The sequence below is a fragment of the Hyphomicrobiaceae bacterium genome, from assembly GCA_041397645.1.
Classification (GTDB): Bacteria; Pseudomonadota; Alphaproteobacteria; order Rhizobiales; family Hyphomicrobiaceae; genus Hyphomicrobium_B.
Genome location: JAWKWE010000004.1, coordinates 40,351 through 57,514, shown reverse-complemented (window position 1 = coordinate 57,514; position 17,164 = coordinate 40,351). Strand labels below are relative to the sequence as shown.

Annotated in this window: 18 protein-coding genes and 1 tRNA gene; 4 read left to right on the top strand and 15 right to left on the bottom strand. The window is 60.8% G+C overall.

Annotated elements, in window-relative coordinates:
* Positions 1 to 47 precede the first annotated feature (47 nt).
* From R3D51_00335 to ftsE, 6 genes are all read right to left on the bottom strand, one after another.
* Positions 48 to 473, bottom strand: a complete 426-nt coding sequence (locus tag R3D51_00335; GenBank protein MEZ5897916.1) for a hypothetical protein — start codon at positions 471 to 473, stop codon at positions 48 to 50.
* A 317-nt stretch (positions 474 to 790) separates the two neighbouring features.
* Positions 791 to 3,280: an adenosylcobalamin-dependent ribonucleoside-diphosphate reductase gene (locus R3D51_00330; protein ID MEZ5897915.1), complete on the bottom strand. Its 2,490-nt coding sequence runs from the start codon at positions 3,278 to 3,280 to the stop codon at positions 791 to 793.
* Between the two features lie 79 nt (positions 3,281 to 3,359).
* Complete coding sequence (locus tag R3D51_00325) at positions 3,360 to 4,181, bottom strand: lysophospholipid acyltransferase family protein (GenBank protein ID MEZ5897914.1); 822 nt, start codon at positions 4,179 to 4,181, stop codon at positions 3,360 to 3,362.
* Positions 4,174 to 4,839, bottom strand: a complete 666-nt coding sequence (locus R3D51_00320) for a YdcF family protein (protein ID MEZ5897913.1) — start codon at positions 4,837 to 4,839, stop codon at positions 4,174 to 4,176. The genes R3D51_00325 and R3D51_00320 overlap by 8 nt, the downstream gene beginning before the upstream one ends.
* Positions 4,840 to 4,994: 155 nt before the next feature.
* Positions 4,995 to 6,113 (bottom strand): ABC transporter permease, encoded by a 1,119-nt coding sequence (locus R3D51_00315; protein MEZ5897912.1) that lies wholly within the window; start codon positions 6,111 to 6,113, stop codon positions 4,995 to 4,997.
* Positions 6,097 to 6,753, bottom strand: coding sequence for a cell division ATP-binding protein FtsE (gene ftsE / locus R3D51_00310; protein ID MEZ5897911.1), 657 nt, complete (start codon positions 6,751 to 6,753; stop codon positions 6,097 to 6,099). The genes R3D51_00315 and ftsE overlap by 17 nt, the downstream gene beginning before the upstream one ends.
* Positions 6,754 to 6,985: 232 nt before the next feature.
* On the opposite strand from ftsE, the gene hpt reads away from it, so the two are divergent.
* The gene (hpt, locus tag R3D51_00305) at positions 6,986 to 7,528 is read left to right on the top strand and encodes a hypoxanthine phosphoribosyltransferase (protein ID MEZ5897910.1); all 543 of its coding nucleotides are present in this window, start codon (positions 6,986 to 6,988) and stop codon (positions 7,526 to 7,528) included.
* A gap of 52 nt (positions 7,529 to 7,580) precedes the next feature.
* Positions 7,581 to 7,943: a response regulator gene (locus R3D51_00300; protein MEZ5897909.1), complete on the top strand. Its 363-nt coding sequence runs from the start codon at positions 7,581 to 7,583 to the stop codon at positions 7,941 to 7,943.
* 67 nt (positions 7,944 to 8,010) lie between these two features.
* Here the strand turns inward: R3D51_00300 and R3D51_00295 are convergent, their stop codons facing one another.
* Positions 8,011 to 8,730: an RlmE family RNA methyltransferase gene (locus R3D51_00295; protein ID MEZ5897908.1), complete on the bottom strand. Its 720-nt coding sequence runs from the start codon at positions 8,728 to 8,730 to the stop codon at positions 8,011 to 8,013.
* 59 nt (positions 8,731 to 8,789) lie between these two features.
* The gene (locus tag R3D51_00290) at positions 8,790 to 10,172 is read right to left on the bottom strand and encodes a Ppx/GppA phosphatase family protein (protein MEZ5897907.1); all 1,383 of its coding nucleotides are present in this window, start codon (positions 10,170 to 10,172) and stop codon (positions 8,790 to 8,792) included.
* 254 nt (positions 10,173 to 10,426) lie between these two features.
* Between R3D51_00290 and R3D51_00285 the strand changes: the two genes are divergently transcribed.
* Together R3D51_00285 and R3D51_00280 are read left to right on the top strand one after the other, a co-directional pair.
* On the top strand, positions 10,427 to 11,242 hold the full coding sequence (locus R3D51_00285) for a M15 family metallopeptidase (GenBank protein ID MEZ5897906.1): 816 nt from the start codon (positions 10,427 to 10,429) through the stop codon (positions 11,240 to 11,242).
* Positions 11,243 to 11,586: 344 nt separating this feature from the next.
* A tRNA-Gln gene (locus R3D51_00280) sits at positions 11,587 to 11,660 on the top strand.
* A 207-nt stretch (positions 11,661 to 11,867) separates the two neighbouring features.
* Here the strand turns inward: R3D51_00280 and R3D51_00275 are convergent.
* From R3D51_00275 to R3D51_00245, 7 genes are all read right to left on the bottom strand, one after another.
* Positions 11,868 to 13,565, bottom strand: coding sequence for a recombinase family protein (locus R3D51_00275; protein MEZ5897905.1), 1,698 nt, complete (start codon positions 13,563 to 13,565; stop codon positions 11,868 to 11,870).
* Positions 13,562 to 13,759, bottom strand: coding sequence for a hypothetical protein (locus R3D51_00270; protein ID MEZ5897904.1), 198 nt, complete (start codon positions 13,757 to 13,759; stop codon positions 13,562 to 13,564). The genes R3D51_00275 and R3D51_00270 overlap by 4 nt, the downstream gene beginning before the upstream one ends.
* Positions 13,752 to 14,210, bottom strand: a complete 459-nt coding sequence (locus R3D51_00265; protein MEZ5897903.1) for a DUF2924 domain-containing protein — start codon at positions 14,208 to 14,210, stop codon at positions 13,752 to 13,754. The genes R3D51_00270 and R3D51_00265 overlap by 8 nt, the downstream gene beginning before the upstream one ends.
* Position 14,211: 1 nt before the next feature.
* Positions 14,212 to 14,577 (bottom strand): DUF3489 domain-containing protein, encoded by a 366-nt coding sequence (locus R3D51_00260; GenBank protein ID MEZ5897902.1) that lies wholly within the window; start codon positions 14,575 to 14,577, stop codon positions 14,212 to 14,214.
* Between the two features lie 272 nt (positions 14,578 to 14,849).
* A complete protein-coding gene (locus R3D51_00255; GenBank protein ID MEZ5897901.1) occupies positions 14,850 to 16,205 on the bottom strand; it encodes a hypothetical protein in 1,356 nt (451 codons plus the stop codon).
* Entirely contained in the window at positions 16,202 to 16,729 is a 528-nt protein-coding gene (locus R3D51_00250) for a hypothetical protein (protein ID MEZ5897900.1), read from the bottom strand. Before R3D51_00250 ends, R3D51_00255 begins: the two co-directional genes overlap by 4 nt.
* Entirely contained in the window at positions 16,683 to 17,162 is a 480-nt protein-coding gene (locus R3D51_00245) for a hypothetical protein (GenBank protein MEZ5897899.1), read from the bottom strand. The genes R3D51_00250 and R3D51_00245 overlap by 47 nt, the downstream gene beginning before the upstream one ends.
* Between the last annotated feature and the right edge of the window lie 2 nt (positions 17,163 to 17,164).

Below are 17,164 nucleotides of genomic sequence, written 5' to 3'. Positions count from 1 at the left end.
GGTCCAAACCGTGCGAGCTCGAAATTCGTCGAACCAGAGTCCTGTGATCAGGTCACGCTTGCTGCAAACTGTGCCGTGCGCAGATCGACTTCGACCGCCTGGCTCTCGTGGTCGCTGGAGGCAAGAAGATGAATATGAACCTCGTCGGCGCCGAGCGAAGCGCCGTGCTGGCGGATTTCCGCAAGGTTCAGGCTGGTGGAGTCGCCCATCACGCGACCGATGGCGAGCACCGAGCGCTTGGCGCGGCCTTCTTTGCGCACAAGAACATAGTTTGCCATGCCGATAGGCGGGCAATCGAACAAGCTATAGACGGTGTGCACATAGCGCTTGCCCGAGGCGCCGGTCCAAAAGTGGAAACGGGTCGGAGATTCAAATTGGCCGGCGCGCTTACCGGCAGGAGCCGCATCGCTCCCGAAAAGAACAAACTGCTTGCGGGCACGGAAGTCCGCGAACTGGATTACTTCGGCACTCATACTCAAACATCCCAAGATCGGCTCTTCATGGCCGTACGCCACCCTTACGTACGACCCAGTCTTACCCGCGAGCGATGAACGATTTGGGAGCATTGAAGCGCAAATTTGTCTTCGAAGCTCAGTTTCTCACTCTTGGTCAAAAAACTGTTGAAGGCTGCCTCCCCCGGCAACGTTCTGAGTACATCTAAAACACGAGAAGGCGGGTAGTTGTAAATACGGATTAGGAATTCGTCTCACGACTGCATAGTTTGTGCAGCGATTGAGCAACACCCGGCTGCGGGGACGTGCCCAAGCTGAGGCTGGCGACCGACTTATGCTCAGCCGCAGTGAGAATAGTGGCAGCTTGTGCAGGTCCAGCAACCTTCGATCCTTTGAAGGCTGCGCACACCGCAACGCGGACAGATCCGAGCATGGATATCCGCTCCCGAGTGCGCACTCGGAGAGATCTGCGCAGGCGCGCCGGCAGTAGCGTCCGTCTTGTTGTTAGGTCTATCCGAAGCATCAGAAGCCGCCGGATGGCCAGCGGCCAGCGCACGTGCGGCGTGCGGTTGGGGCTCGGACCCCACGGCGCCCTCGGGCACGAGGAAACCGATCCGGATCATGTGCTCCTCGATCACGTCGCCGATGGCGGCAAGCAGGCTCGGGACATAACGCCCGCCCATCCAGCGTCCGCCTTCGGGATCAAACACGGCTTTCAGTTCTTCAGCGACGAACGACACGTCGCCGCCTCGGCGGAACACAGCGCTGATCATGCGCGTCAATGCGACGGTCCAGGCGTAGTGCTCTAGATTTTTGGTGTTAATGAAAATCTCGAACGGCCGTCTGCGTCCGTCGCGGACGATATCGTTGATGGTTACGTACAACGCATGCGGGCTTGCCGGCCATTTGATCTTGTAAGTCACGCCTTCGAGCGCTTCGTCGCGTTCCAGCGGCTTGCTGAGATAAACCACGTCGCCGGCACCGCTTGACAGAGCAGGGTCGCGAGAACGACCTGACGACGTGTCTCCCGACACCGAATGGGCGGCAACGGGTGACACCGATACGGCAGACGTCGCGGGCACGGGGGCTGATGCGGCCGTTGCTTCGCCAGCTACCAGGACGGCGCCGGTGATGGCATTCGGCCGATAGGTCGTGCAGCCTTTCAAGCCTTGCGCATAGGCTTGTGTGTAGACGTCTCGGAATTCCTCGAACGTCATATCCTGCGGGCAGTTGATGGTCTTGGAAATTGCGCTGTCCACGAACGGCTGCAGCGCAGCTTGCATGGCAAGATGCTCCGCCGGGGACAAATCGCCTGCACGCACGAAGACATCGGGCAATGTCGCATCCGGGTTTAGAGCGCGGAAACGCGCGTGCGCAAAATCCTCCACCGTTTCCTCCACTCGCGCTGTGTCATGCATCACGCGGCGGCGGTAGGCAAAATCGAACACTGGCTCGATACCGCTCGATACATTGCCGGCAAGCAGTGAGATCGTCCCCGTAGGTGCGATTGAGGTCAGGCAGCCATTGCGAATGCCGTGCTCCACAATGAGTGCGCGTACTTGCGGATCAAGACGCGCAACATTGGGAGAAGCAAGAAAGGCGGCTGCGTCATAAAGCGGGAAGGCGCCTTTCTCGGCTGCAAGCATGGCGCTCGCTTTGTAAGCAGCATTCTGAATGGCGGCCATCCACCGGCTCGCCATGTCGCGCGCCTCTTGCGAGCCGTAACGAAGACCGACAAAAATGAGCGCGTCTGCGAGCCCTGTTATCCCAAGGCCGATGCGTCTCTTGGCGCGTGCCTCTTCGGCTTGGGCCTTCAATGGATAAAGCGAGATGTCGATCACGTTGTCGAGGAACCGAACCGCGCTCGTCACTTGCTCCTGCAGGAGCGTCATGTCGAGCGTGGCTCCGCCCGTGAACGGGTCTCGCACCAGGGCCGCCAGATTTATGGAGCCGAGCAGGCATGCGCCATAAGGCGGCAAAGGCTGCTCGCCACATGGATTGGTGGCTGCAATGGTCTCGCAATAAGAAAGGTTATTCTGCGCGTTGACGCGATCGATGAAGATGACACCCGGCTCGGCATAATCGTATGTTGCGCGCATAAGCTTTTCCCAAAGCCCGCGCGCCGATACGGTCTTATAGACCTTGCCCGCAAAGACGAGATCCCACGGCGTGTCGTCGCGTACCGCAGCCATGAAAGCGTCTGTCACAAGCACCGACAGGTTGAAATTGCGCAATCGAGCTGGGTCGGACTTGGCCGCGATGAAGTCCTCGATGTCGGGATGATCACACCGCAGCGTCGCCATCATCGCTCCGCGCCGCTGCCCTGCAGACATGATTGTGCGGCACATGGCGTCCCACACGTCCATGAAGCTTACCGGGCCGGAGGCATCCGCGCCGATGCTTTTGACCAGCGCACCCTTGGGCCGCAGCGTTGAAAAATCATGTCCGATCCCGCCGCCGGCCTGCATGGTCAGCGCGGCCTGTTTGACGTTGTCGAAGATGTCAGCCAGATCATCCTGAATACGGCCGAGCACGAAACAGTTGAATAGCGTGACGTTGCGGCCGGTTCCCGCACCCGCAAGGATGCGGCCCGCGGGAAGGAAGCCGAAGTCCGAGAAAGAATTATAGAAAGTCCGCGCCCACTTTTCCTGGGCGCGCTTGCCGCCCCTTTCCACAGACGCAGCCGCGCGGGCAACGCGCCAGAAGGTATCGTCCAACGTCGTGTCGCCGGCCTGTTCCGTAGAGCCAGAGAAACGGTACTTGCGCGTCCAGATCTCCCGAGAAATCGGCGCCAAGAACTGAGGCTGGGATGACTTAGAGGTGGACATTGGTCCTCACGCGGCTGAACGTTCCCACAATATAGGGTCGCTCAAATCCGCATGCAACAAAAATAGAACAAAAAAAGAACTAACTTCGAGACGTCGCCGGGGCGGGCACCGGAATGGGGGGCGGATCGGGCGCGTTTGCGGCCTCTGCGATAAGCCTCTGTGAAGCGGCCTCCAACTCGGCCTCGATCTTCGCCCGGAACGACTTGCGCGGCATCCCGGCGGGAAGCGGTTCAAGGAACTCGACCACGATCGTGCCGGGATAGCGCATGTTGGAACGGCGTGGCCAGAACAGCCCCGAATTCAAAGCCAGGGGCACGGCAGGAAGGTTCAAGCCTTCATACAATGCGACGTAGCCGGGTTTGTAGTCCCCAGGTGCGCCAGGTGCAGCGCGTGTGCCTTCCGGAAAGATCAGGATGTGCCGTCCCGCCGTTGCCCGATCCTTGGCATCGGCCAGCATGGTCTTTAGTGCGGCGGCTGCACGGTCCCGCTTGACCAAGATGTGCTGGAACTTGATGCAAAACCAACCATAGAACGGAATGTACTTAAGCTCGTCCTTGAGCACGACAGCGGGATCGTGAAGCAACGGAATAAGGGCGAAGGTGTCCCACATCGACTGATGCTTTGAGACGACGAGGCAGGCGCCTTTGGGTAGGTTTTCGCGGCCTCGTACTTCCAGTTTCGTGCCGCAGATGACGCGAAGCAACCACGTGCACGTGCGCGCGTGGGTCTCTAATCCTTTCATTGCCCATGACCGTGGCGCAAACAGCAGCCACGAACCGAGCACCAGGAAGAGCGCGGTCACGATATAGTAGACGACGGCAAAAATGGCCGAGCGGACGACCACACCGACGCTGGCCGTCCTTGGTCCGCCGGCTGTTCGCATAGATGCATCTTCAGCCATCGCGTCGATCCGGCAATTGGAGATCCGACGGCTGCAAGGCTACGGAATGTGTCTGACCCCAACCCATGGCGCGCTGCGTCGCCAGCCGCGCCGCTGCGGGCAGGTATTTCAGGTATTCCGACAGCAGATACCGCGTGGTGCGCACGCTTAACCACCAACCGGATTCAGGAAAGTCCTTTGGTGTCACGGTATGGGGGATGAACTCCGCATTCGGCATTGCCAGCGCGAATTCGGCGAGCGCGCGTGGCATGTGATAGCTCGAAGTGACAACGATAAGCTTGCGATAGCCGTTGGCGTTGGCCCATGTTCGGGCTTCGTCCGCATTGCCAACCGTATCGAGCGCCTCGTACCCCAAGTCCACGCAGCAGATGAAGCTCTTGTGGTCGAGCCCTGACAGCCGCTCCACGTCATTCTTGGTCGTAATACGATTAACGCCGGAAATCAGTAATCGCTTGCCGTGGCCCTGCTTCAGAAGCTCGGCACCTGCCGAAATACGCGCCGCAGCCCCCGTCAGCACCACAATGCCGTCTGCGTTCGCCAATGTAGCCGCGGTGGGCTGCTCACGCATGACTGAGGTGGCGAACAGCATGAAGCCGAACACGAGCGCGCAGGCGGCAAACGCCGACAATACGACGATGCTGCGCCCGATAAGCCGCATTATGCCTATCCCGCCCCGGTGTTCGATAGCTTGGTCTGCCTGCATACGCCCCCCTTCCCGAGGGCCCCATCTAAGGTTTGATACTGAACGCTAGAAACTCATGCAAAAGGAATCAATAAAGCATTGGTCTAGAACGCTTGTTTTGGGTGCCAACGTCAGTGCTGACCGTTCAGGATCCGAAACACGCCGACGCGTGATGTTATCATGCACAGCCCGGCGATGATAACGACCACGAGCCCCAGCAGTGCATATCCGGCTGGGTCGAGCGATCCGGTGCCGATAAGACGCTGCATTTCGACGGCGCTCACCGCCCCGCCGCCCAGTAATTCCATGATCGCGGGCATGGTCAGAAACACGGCCATCGCCGCCAACGCGCCAACGATGCCAGCCTTGATCCCGAGCCGCAGGAAGTGCTTCTCGAATTCACGAGCGATGAACTTGTCGGTCGCTCCCACAAAATGCAGAACCTCGACGATGTCGCGGTTTGAGGCCATTGCACTTTTGGTTGCAGAAACGATGACGGCGGTTGTTGCGGCCGCCACCAGCAGGAAAATACCGATGCCGCCGATTGCGAAGGAACCTGTCACAGCGCGGATCTGTTGTTGCCAGCGGCGATGATCGTCCAGCGAAACGCCCTTGAACTCGCGCTGCAATGATGAGCCAACGTCAGAGAGATCGGGCGGATTGTAACGGTCAACCTCGACTGCGATCAGGCGTGGCACGGGCAGCGCTTTGAGGGCCTCGGTCGAACCGAGCCACGGCTCCAGCAGACTTGCCGATTCCTCAAGGCTCAGGGGTCTTGCGGAGATGATGCCGCGCTGACGCTGCAGATAGGCGACGACGTTGAGGAGGACTTTTTCTACATCGCCGTTTTCAATCGGCTCGACCTGGACGGTGACTTCACTCGCGATGTCCTTGAGCCACGCGTCCGCAGATTGCTTGATCATCCACACGGCACCGGCCGTCAGACATGCGAGGAAGCACATGATCGCGATCACGAGCGTCAGAGAGCGGCCCGTAACGGAGCCGGGCGGCACTACAGGCGCCGTCGATTTCAGCTTTTTGTTGCGGTCTTTCGCATCACGTGCGGGCGCGTAGATTTCGCGCGTAGGTTCTTCTCCCGCGCCATAGCCGCGCGTGCTGTCGATGCTCAAGGCTCCTGCCGTGCGTACCGTCCCGGTTGGTAGTCCGGTCACCGGATCTCCATAACCCGGAATCTCCGCCACACCTGGCGGCAACGTCCGCCCGGGGAGGCGTTCATATGATCCGGACATGGCCTCTGTGTACCTCTATGCGCGGCGCTTTGAACTGCCGCATGAGTTGATGATCGTGGGTCGCGATGACGACCGATGTGCCGAGCCTGTTCAGCTCTACGAACAGACGTAGCAGACGACGAGCCATCTGCGGATCGACGTTGCCGGTAGGTTCGTCAGCAAGAAGAACCTCAGGCTTGCCGATGACAGCGCGGGCGATGGCCGCGCGCTGCTTTTCGCCGCCTGACAGAACAGAGGGATTAGCATACATGCGATCGCCCAGGCCGACCCACTGCAATAGGTCCGTCACATCTTCGCGGTAGTCGGAGGCCTTCTTACCGATCACCCGCAACGGAAGTGCGACGTTTTCCCAAACTGTCAAATGGTCCAGCAGCCGGAAATCCTGAAATACGATGCCGATGCGTCGTCGCAACTGTGCACGCTTCTGCGCATTCACCTGCGAAACGTCGTCGTTAAACATATGAAGATGGCCGCGCGTAGGATGCAGGGACATGAACATCAAGCGCAGAAGAGAGGTCTTTCCCGCGCCGCTTTCACCGTGCAGAAAGTGGAACGACCCTGGGCGCAGGTGGAAGTTTACGTCCGTGAGAACCTCCGGACCCCGGTCGTATTTTAAGGCGACGTTAGAAAGACGAATCACTTCAGCGTTATCCGCGGCAAACAAAAGTTGAAGACTCAAAGCCCTCGCGCATGGTTCTATAAACGCGTGCCCTCGATCTAGATCAATCGATCACGATTGTGGCACCCTCGTGTACACAATATTTGGCCCTTTCAGGGGCAATTACGTCTAAGCGTGTTTCCTGAGCAACTTGAAAGGGTGAGCGCAGGCCGCCCCCGTAAGTTTGACGGGGGCGCCGCGCAGGAAAGGCCGAATGACTAGAAATCAAGGCACTGACGGCATCGAAATCATGTTCTCGGGAAGCCAGATCGCTGAACGGCTGGATGTCCTGGCAGCGGAGATAGCGGCCCGCAAAATCCCCGGCCTCTTGGTGGTTCCGGTCCTCAAGGGATCCTTCGTTTTTGCCGCTGATCTCATCCGTGCCCTGCACCGCGCTGGTCTGGCGCCCGAAGTCGATTTTCTCACGCTATCAAGCTATAAGAAGAGCCGCGTCTCATCGGGGCAGGTAACGATACTGCGTGATCTCGACCTCGACGTTGAAGGACGTACTGTGCTCATCATCGATGACGTGCTCGATAGCGGCCGCACGCTGGCTTTCGCCAAGGATCTGATAAGTGCGCGCGGCGCTCGCCAGATTCTGACCTGCGTGCTGCTCGACAAGAAGGTGCCCCGGGCCGTTAACATCAAGGCCGATTTCAGCGCCTTTGAATGTCCCGATACATTTGTGGTCGGCTACGGCATGGATGTGGCCCACCGGTACCGCGAGCTGCCGTTCGTGGGTCGGCTGCCTGACTGAGAGTGGCCAATAGGCACACTCTCATCCATATTTGGAGCGCTGGGAGGGACCCATGGCCACCATCTTGCTTGCCGACGACGATGCGGCAGTCCGCGAACTTGTGAAGCGCGCGTTGACGCTCGATGGGCACACCGTCTTGGTCACCCAGGACGGCAGCGAGGCGCTCGAAGTGTTTAGCGCCAACGCCGCTTCCGTCGATGTTCTCGTGAGCGATGTGGATATGCCCGGCCTCGACGGCGTCAGTCTGGCCATGAAGGCGCAAAAGGCCAAGCCCGCGATTGCCGTGGTGTTGATGTCCGGATTTTCCGATCAGCTCGATCGCGCCAGAGACCTGTCACAGACACGTCTGACTTCGATCACCAAGCCATTCACTCTTGACCAAATCAAACAAGCAGTGCGTGCCGTTTCGCGTTAATGCCTTCGCGAACGGCGTGGCGACTTAAATTGATAAACTGCAGGTATCACTCAAACTCGCGCGCCGCTCAGGCGGGCGGGCCGCGGAAGCCGGTGGCCAGAACGTAAAGCTCCGCGCTATCGGAGCGGCTGGCGGGTGGTTTGATATGTTTGACGACTGCGAAATTCCGTTTCAGCAAATCGAGCAAATCGCGTTCCGTACCGCCTTGAAACACCTTGCAGAGGAACGCGCCGCCGGGCGCAAGGATATCGCAAGCGAATGCGGCGGCCGATTCTGCGAGCGCCATTATGCGCAGATGGTCAGTCTTGGTGTGGCCGACAGTAGGCGCGGCCATGTCGGATAGAACGATGTCGGCGCCACCGCCCTTGAGCATCGACTTGAGTTTGTTCTCGGCGCCCGGATCAGTGAAGTCCAGTTGCACGAAGTCGACGCCCGGGATTGGATCGACGCTGAGATAGTCGATGGCTACGACCTGGCCATGACCTTCGGGTGACTTGACCTTGTTGGCCGCAATCTGGCTCCAGCCGCCGGGAGCAGAACCAAGATCGACGACTCGCTGGCCCGGTTTAAGGATGTGATGCTTGTCGTCGATTTCCTTGAGTTTGTAGGCCGCACGCGAGCGCATACCTTCGCGTTTGGCGGCGGCCACATAAGGATCGTTGAGCTGGCGCTCCAACCAGCGTTGAGACGAGGACGAATGACGGCGCGCGTGTTTGAGCGTCTGGCGAAGCTGGCGTTGTCCGCCGCCTGGCCCTTTGCCAGCGTCTTTTGAACCGCCTTTCCTCATAACGCCCTGATCTCCAGATTGGGTCGCGCTAAGCCGTTGCGCATTTGAACGACGCGTTGCTAGTTGCTGCGCTGCCGCCGCCGGCGGCGCCCCTGACGCCAGACGCCATCTTCCTGCATCAACGTAGTCAGGATGCCTTCGCGCAGTCCCCGGTCGGCGACGCGCAGGCGCTGGGCCGGCCACATGCGCAAAACGGCTTCAAGAATAGCACATCCCGCCAGTACCAGATCAGCGCGTTCGCGCCCGATGCAGGGTTCTGCGATGCGCTCTGCGTAGCTCTTGGCAAGTAGGTTTTGCGTCACCGAGAAAATATCGGGCACCGCGAGCCAGCATCCATCGACCTTGTTGCGGTCGTAGCGAGGCAGATTCAGCAAGATGCCAGCTATGGTCGTAACCGTTCCGGAGGTTCCCAGAAAGTGAACACCACGACCCTCCAGGCGCTCAGCGAAGCGGTGGTGCGCCTCGAAAGGCGCTAGAAGTTCGGAAACGGCAGAGACCATCGCTTCGAAGTCGTCGAAGGTCACGTTGCGGCCATCGAACCGTTCGGCCAACGTTACGACGCCAACCGGCAGGGACGTCCAGGCAGCGATAGATGAATCGGCCGCAATGCGTCCACCGGGACCGCGTCTGCGCGCACCTTCTCGCGTCAAGTCCAGCCAAATGATTTCTGACGAACCTCCACCGATGTCGAACACAAGCACATAGTCGACCGAGCAATCGATGAGCGAGGAACATCCCGACACAGCGAGGCGCGCTTCGAGTTCGGGGTTCAAAACCTCAATCTCCAAGCCGCAAAGTTTACGCACGCGGTCGATGAACTCCATACCGTTTTGCGCGATGCGGCAGGCTTCCGTGGCGACGAAGCGAGCACGTGTAACGCGGTGGCGGTCGAGTTTTGCAGCGCAGATCTTGAGAGCATCAAGGGTGCGCGACATTGCCGGCTCGGATAGCTTTCCGCTGTTGGCTACGCCCTCGCCGAGGCGAATGATGCGAGAAAAGGCATCCACGACGCGAAAGCCGCGTCGCGATGGGCGGGCGAGTAGCAGGCGGCAGTTGTTGGTGCCGAGATCAAGCGCGCCATAGACGGTGCCGTTGGAATGGTCATGCACGTGAATGCTGTGACCATGACGGGGTTGGCGATATCCGGGCGAGGCGCTTGTTTGCGATGGCGGCGTAAGCTTGTTGACCGTCGGGGCGTGAGAGCCGCGCGGCGCAGTCCTGTCGAAGTCTGCGGCCGGGCGGCCGCTCGATAGACGGTTATGGTTCTTTTCCTCATGCCCGAGGGCGCAAGGTGCTGATGTCGCGGTTGTTTCAGATACGGAAACGGTGGATCGAGCGCTCGTGTCTGCCTCGTCCGCCGCTGAGAAAGGCGGCGTTGGCTGACCTGCTATTGAGCCCTCTGCGCCGTTGGGCGCTTGCGGGTTGGCACATTTGTCTTTCACACGTGGTCTCCAGGGCCTGGCATGACAGCGGCGCGGATAGCGCGCATAAACTGCCCTCTACAGGTCTTTTCTGGACTGAACTTGGATACACTGTATCAGTTCGCGCTCGCACGTAAAGACACCTTCGAGATAGATACCTATCTCTTGGCCCGACAGGTAAACGGATTGGAATGACACGGCCTAAAACAGCGAAATTATTGAACTTCGCGAGCTTATGCCTTGGCAGGATTTTGTGCCTCTGCGGCGCTGTTGTGTTGGCGTTCAGGCTTCTAGCCAGTGGCGGCATTGCTGCCGGCGAAGTTTCGAGTTCGCTTACGGCCCAAGAGCAATTGAAACTTGCGACGGACCGGCTCCCGCGCGGGTATCCAGGCATCGTTAAGAGTGTGGAGAACGGCGAGGTCATCTTTGGAGACGGTGCGCGTCTCCCGCTTGGGGTTGGCAATCGTCCAAAGTCATTTCAGCAGTGGCTCAGCCATCCCGACATTCTCGACATGTTTGCCCTCGAATACCCAGAGAGTCCGCTGACTGCGCCTCCCCCTGCAAATTTCGATCCTGGACGAGCGCGAAACGCTGCCTTCTTCAAGAAGGTTTATGGAGACTGCGCTAAGGGCGCGGTTACTCCGACTCTTGTTGCGGTCAACTGGCTTCCCAAGAAAGCTGGGCAGATGTTGAAGGTCACTTCGATCAACGGCGTGGCAAGACAGCTTGAAGCCGTGTCAGCAGAACTCGATGCGCTCCCCGCCGACTTTGATGTCTTCCTTTATCCCGCGGCGGGCACGTACAACTGTCGCGACATTGCGGGGACAACAACGCCTTCAGCGCATGGCTACGGCATCGCCATCGACATCGCCGTACAACGTGCAAGCTATTGGCGCTGGAGTGGCGCCAAGGGCGACACCGCTCCAGCCTGGCGCAACGAGGTGCCAATGGAGATCGTTCGCGTGTTCGAGAAGCATGGCTTCATCTGGGGAGGCAAATGGAACCACTTCGACACGATGCATTTTGAATATAGGCCAGAGCTCCTGCCGCCTTCGGAGGGTCCCGCGTTACGTTCTGGCGCCCAAAAATAGAATGCCCAGGCAGTGGCTAGGGCTTCTTCTCGATAGGGCACAATCGTATAGCGTCTGACTTTGCTAGCTTCCTCGATGCGTGATCTCCAACGCGCAAGGCGGACGAACGTGAAGATGACAAATGTTCAGCCCTCTCTTGATCGCTCGGCACTTTCATCCATATCGCGGATCGTGGGGCTTTCCGTTGGCTAGCGCTGGGACGATTTATGCAGGTGAGGCCGTTGTTTGGATGCGCGATGGCTCCCTGGAGCAGTTCCACGCTCGCCGCTTGCGCCCAGGCAAAAGTGCTGGTAAGAGCCCCCCTTCCAGCCCAGACCGGCCAGGCGCCGTCCGCGGTCAAGGATTGGGGGATCGTCTAATGGTAGGACTGCAGACTCTGACTCTGCCTGTCTAGGTTCGAATCCTAGTCCCCCAGCCACAGATTAAGCCATTGACATAGCTGCATAATTTATATTTCGCGGACGCGAAATTCCGTGGCGATTTCCGTGCCTTGGCGACGTGCAATTTTGGAGCCCGCGCATCCAACCGCGTCTCAGCGCGACGTTCCTCGCCTCATTGCCGGTTTTATCTCTGGTGGCCTTTTCGGCCGGTCACACTCGCATCGTTTTCGGGGTTTCGCGGAGCGCTATCGCGTCTCAAATCCGAGGGCTGCCCGCTGGAGCTGCCAGTCGTGCGGCAGGTCTTTGCATAGGGCGAGAAGACCGGCCGGCGTCAGCCCCTCCGCGGGGCGCCCGAGGACAAGGGCGCGGATGATATCCGGCGCGAGATGAGTGAGCCGCATGTGCGCCGACAGGATGCCCCGATTGCTGCCGAGCCGCTGCGCCATGGCGTCGATCGTCTCGTCGCGACCCGACAGCAGTGCCTCGCGAGTCGCGTGCGCATCGCGCAGCAGGCCGACCATCTGCCCGTCGGGCTTCTCGGCGACGCCGCCCCCGACAAACAGTCGGATGCCTTTCCCGGCGCGGCGCAGCTTGGCTTCGATGATCAATTCGATCGCACCGGGCTGGCGAGCCTCTGAAAGATCGCATCTGTCGCCCAGCAGAATTGTTGCGACGTTCGTCGGCTTGAGAGACGCAATGACCCTCTCGTCGTCCACGGTGATGGTCTTGACGACCGTGCGGACCAGTTCCCGGAGCTTAATTGGCGGCATGCTCGACCAGCCGTCGATGAGGTCGCCCGCCTTTGCCATGGCGGACTGGACGGCTGAGGCGTCGAGGTTGAAACAGGACAGCACTTCACCGAGGTGACTTTCGGACGCAAAGAATGCGCGAAGCCGATCGTGGACGAGCATCTCGACATCGCCCGCGGGGATGCGCCAGCCCTTGGTGTGATCGGACCGCGTGCCGGAAATGAGTCCCGTTGAGACGTAGTACCGGTAGCGGCGGCCCTTCTTCACCGCATGCGTCGGCGTCATTCGTTGTCCGTTGCCATCTGCGATCAACCCGGCAAGGAGGCTCGGCTGTTCCACGGTCTCTCCGTGTACTCGGGCCTGACGGTTGCTGGCGAGCGATTCTTGCGCGAGCTGCCAGAGTTCAGCATCGATGATCGCCTCGTGCTGGCCGGGATAGACTTTACCTTGGTGCCTGATCTCGCCGCGGTAGATTGGGTTTTGTAGCAAGGTATAGAGTGCGCCGCGAGAGAAGCGATTGCCGCCCGCAAGGACGCCACCTGCCCCCTCTCGGCGCTTGCTGACGACACCGATCCGGTCAAGCTCGTGGCCGAGCAGCCGCACGGATCCCAGCTCCGTATAGCGGTGGAAGATCATGCGTACCGTCTCGGCCTCGGCCTCATTGACGATCAGCTTGCGTTCGCGGACGTCGTAGCCGAGCGGGACATTGCCGCCCATCCACATGCCTTTGGCCTTCGACGCTGCGATCTTGTCGCGAATGCGCTCACCGGCGATCTCGCGCTCGAACTGGGCGAACGAGAGCAGCATATTGAGCGTCAGGCGACCCATCGAGGTGGTCGTGTTGAACTGCTGCGTCACCGAGACGAACGAGGCACCATGCGCATCGAGCACGTCGACAATCTTGGCGAAATCGGCCAGCGACCGAGTCAGCCGGTCAACCTTGTAGACCACGACGATCTGCACCTTGCCGGATTTGATTTCTTCAAGCAGCCGCTTGAGCGCCGGACGCTCCATGGTGCCACCGGAGAGGCCGCCGTCGTCATAGAGGTCAGGAATTGGCAACCAGCCTACATGCTTCTGGCTCGTAATGTAGGCAGCGCATGCTTCGCGCTGCGCATCGAGCGAGTTGAATTCCTTCTCAAGCCCTTCGTCGGAGGACTTGCGGGTGTAGATGGCGCAGTTCAGCTGCTTCATCGGCGGCGCCCCTCAAGAATGACGAGACGTCTTCGGAATTGGTGCATCGCTGTCGAGAGGCGCTTGAATTGACGTCGCCCTTCATCGAGGTCCATGACGCCCTGGCTGGCGGACGCAATCAGCGCTGCCTCCTTGAACAGGCCCGTCAGCTCAGCAAAATCCACCCGAACAGCATCCTGATCGAATTCAGCCATCGCCTGCCCCCTTCTTCGAAGTTAGGCCGAAGAACCGCGGACCGGACCAATGCGCGCCGGTAATTTCGCGGGCGACGACTGAGAGCGACCGGTAGCGTGTGCCGCGCCACTCCACGCCGTCTGCATGGACGAGGACAGTATGTGTTTTGCCATTCCATTCGCGAACGAGCCGCGTCCCCGGCTTCACGGTGGTGCGAGGCGCAGCTCTCCGGTTCTCGGACGAAGATGCCTCAGGCTCAGAGGCGGACAACTTTCGCAGGATCGATTTGGAGAGGCCGCCAAATGCCCTCTCCTGGATCTTGTAGGTGATGCCGCGAAGCAGGAGATCGCGCGATAGGCTCTTCGGCGGCTGCGTGCGATGCAGCAGCCGCCACTCTGCCCGTAGCTCGAAGTTGGTCAGTGCTTCGAGCCGTACCAATTCGGCAGATATGTCAATCGGGTCTGACTTCATGTCAGCGAGCACGCTTCGTCTCAATGCGGTAACGGCGCAAGGCGCCCTCGGACTTCGACGAGGTGAGATTGAAGCCGAGCTTCTTCTTGACGGTCCCCGCCAGGAATCCGCGCACACTGTGCTGCTGCCAATCGGTCGCCTCCATCATCTCTGGGATGGTGGCGCCCTCCGGCCGGGTCAGCAGCGTCAGGACACGATCGTGCTTCGTTACGCGGGCGGCGTGGACATCGTCGGTGGGGCCAATCTTGCTCGGGGCGGCGTGCGCCCCCTTGAGCTTTGCGGCTGCCTTCGGCTTCTCGCCCTTTGCGGTCGTCGCAGGCTTGGTCCGCTTAGCCGAGGTCGTGTGGCGGGCTTCGATCGTCGTCATGGTGGGCTCCGTGGGTTCAAGGGCGCGCCCCAGCGGCGCTCCCACCACCCGAAGCCCCGCGATCCGCGAGGCGAGCCCTGGGAGTCTGGCGGGCGGCTAGCCGCCGCCTGTGCCACCACCAATGCGTCCTTTGCGGCAGAAGTCGAGGGCTGTTAGCGCTGCAAATGTGCGAATTCGTGCTCCCTTGTTGAGCAAGCCTATGACCGCTTGAGCGTCGAGCGGAGAGATTGTCAGCCACAAGGTGTTTTGCGCGTGAGCATCAATTCTGCCAGTCAGAGGCAGACGTGGCCGAAAGCATATGGTCCAGTTGACATGGTTATCGCCTCGAGGTCGTCCGGGTTCAGCAGGGAACCAGCGATAACTTCATGGGCAGGCCCGGAGTGCAACCGCCGCAGAATCTCGGAAATCACAAGGAGACCCGCGCTCAGCCCTACGAATGGCACGCCGATGGTCCGGGAGGCGAGCCTCGTCAATCCGCACGCGTCGATCCCTGAATCCTTGAGCGCCTGATAGGCCGGCATGGCCGAGACGTCGGGAAGATGGGCCCGAGATGCAACGCCCCACAGACGGCGCGCGCTGAGGGACGACGGGAACGTATGCATGGACAGGCTTCGGAAGCCCGACGGCCCTGCGCCGAGGCCGGCTTCGATGACGAGATCAAAGCCTGCATCTTCGAGCGACGCGCGCGCGAGGGCATTATCGACGCCGCAGACGGCGACGCGCGGGTCGTTGTCGTGACGACGTGTGTGTGCCGAGAAGTGCTGCTCGATGATGTGCGTGGTGAAGCCCTGCTGTTCAAGCCAGCCGGCGACATGGCGGGTTTTGTTCGATCCTGCCACCTCCGGCGTCGAAAGCATGGATGTGCTGTCGTTCGAGGGCTCGATGCGGTCGAAATCCTGAAGGGTCAGTACGAGGTCCGACGGCTTGCGGTAGGGAAGGCAGGCGAGGAGCCAGGAGTAGGCCTGTCCAAGATTGCCCAACCCAATCAGCCAGAGCTGCGCAGGCAGGAACGCGAGGACCGGCTCCGAAACGTCTGCGGTAAGCCAGTTGGCACCCGGCTTCCAGAGGGACAGGCCGGTGCTGCGACGCCCTGCGAGCGGGTGGTCCTTGGCGTGATACGCGAAGGCTTCAGCCGCGCAGATCGCGGCTGCGAGGCAGGGCGTCAGCGGAATGGCGTCGGGGTCGGTCGGGACCGTGCCCGGGGCTCTGGTCATGACACCGCCGCGCCAACCCGACCAGACGAGCCTGAAGTGGGGACCAGCCGGCGGTGATGCGACATCCCCGATGGCGGCTAGAGGCCAGTTGCCATTCAGCTGGATCACGCACCTGCCGCCGAGCTCGGCTACGGCAGCGCGCAGATCCTTCGCGCGGGTCAGCGGGAGCGCACAGGGTATCGCGGGCACGCCGGCAACCTCGACGCCGCTTAGGAATGTGCGGCGGGCGATATTGACGAGTGTGAGCAGCGCGATCTGACCGTTGCGGGTTGCGGCCACGTCCGGGGCGATGCTGATCGAGAGGCCGAAGCCATGCAGGATGTCGAGCGCGGACTCGGGGCTCGATGCGCGCCCGGTGTCCATGAAGTATTTGGCGGTGCGGTGAAGCGTAGTGGGATTGGCACGGAGGTTCATGGCCAGCTCCATCGGGAGAGGTTCAGGAATCGGTGTCCGCGCACCGGGCTGCGGTCTTCCCAGCTATGCGCGCCGCGGTATTCGAAGACGCCGATGCGGGAGAGATCGACCGGAGCCCGTGCGTAGTCGGGCAGGATCACCGCGACGTGCCCTGCGCGCGCGATCATCGGGTTCGTCCGGTCGGAATGGCTTTGCCAGGCGGCGCCGGGGTGCGTGTGGACGTCGGCCACGACCGTTTGGCCACGCTCGCGGCAGATTGCCCAGAGCCGGGCAAATGCGTTGCCGTCCAGCACGCAGATGCCGCTTGCGTACGCGCGGACATCGAGGTCGTCGTAAAAGACGATGTCGCTCGCGCGGCGCCGTTCGCCGGTGATGGTGCCGAGAAGGAACGCGCCTGCTTCGTGCCGGCGGCCTCCGCGACGCTCGAGCTCGGCAACAAGGGTCCGCCAGAGACGCGGCGGACAGTCGAGGCGGTGATCAGGCGGCGCGAAGGCCTGAATAATGCGGTGAATGCAGGAGATCATGGATCTGCTCGAGGTAGAAGGTTATGCCGCGTTCAGGTCGCCAGAGGCGGGCCGGATGCTGGTTGCGCCAATCGGGGTGCGTATCGATCGTGATGCGGTCGCAAGGGTGATAGAGAGCGCGGCCCTGCTCCCAGTCCGGCCTGAAGACGTCGGCGACCAGACTCCGGCCGCCGGGCCAGCGTGAAGCGGGAAGCGGCGCGTCGAGGTCGCAGTCCCAAAGCTGGGCCGACGGAGGCCGTGCCGGATAGCCGCTGCATTCGAAGCGGAAAGTGAAGGCGGCGGGAGCGCTTGCGCGCTCCGACGCTGTGACGGCGATGCAGACATGCGGCCATGACTGCTTCACCAGATGCCATCGGCCGGACATCTCGCCGAGGCGAAACGCAGCCCCGGCGAGATCACGTTCGAGCATGGCGCGGTCGGGCGGGAGCGACATGA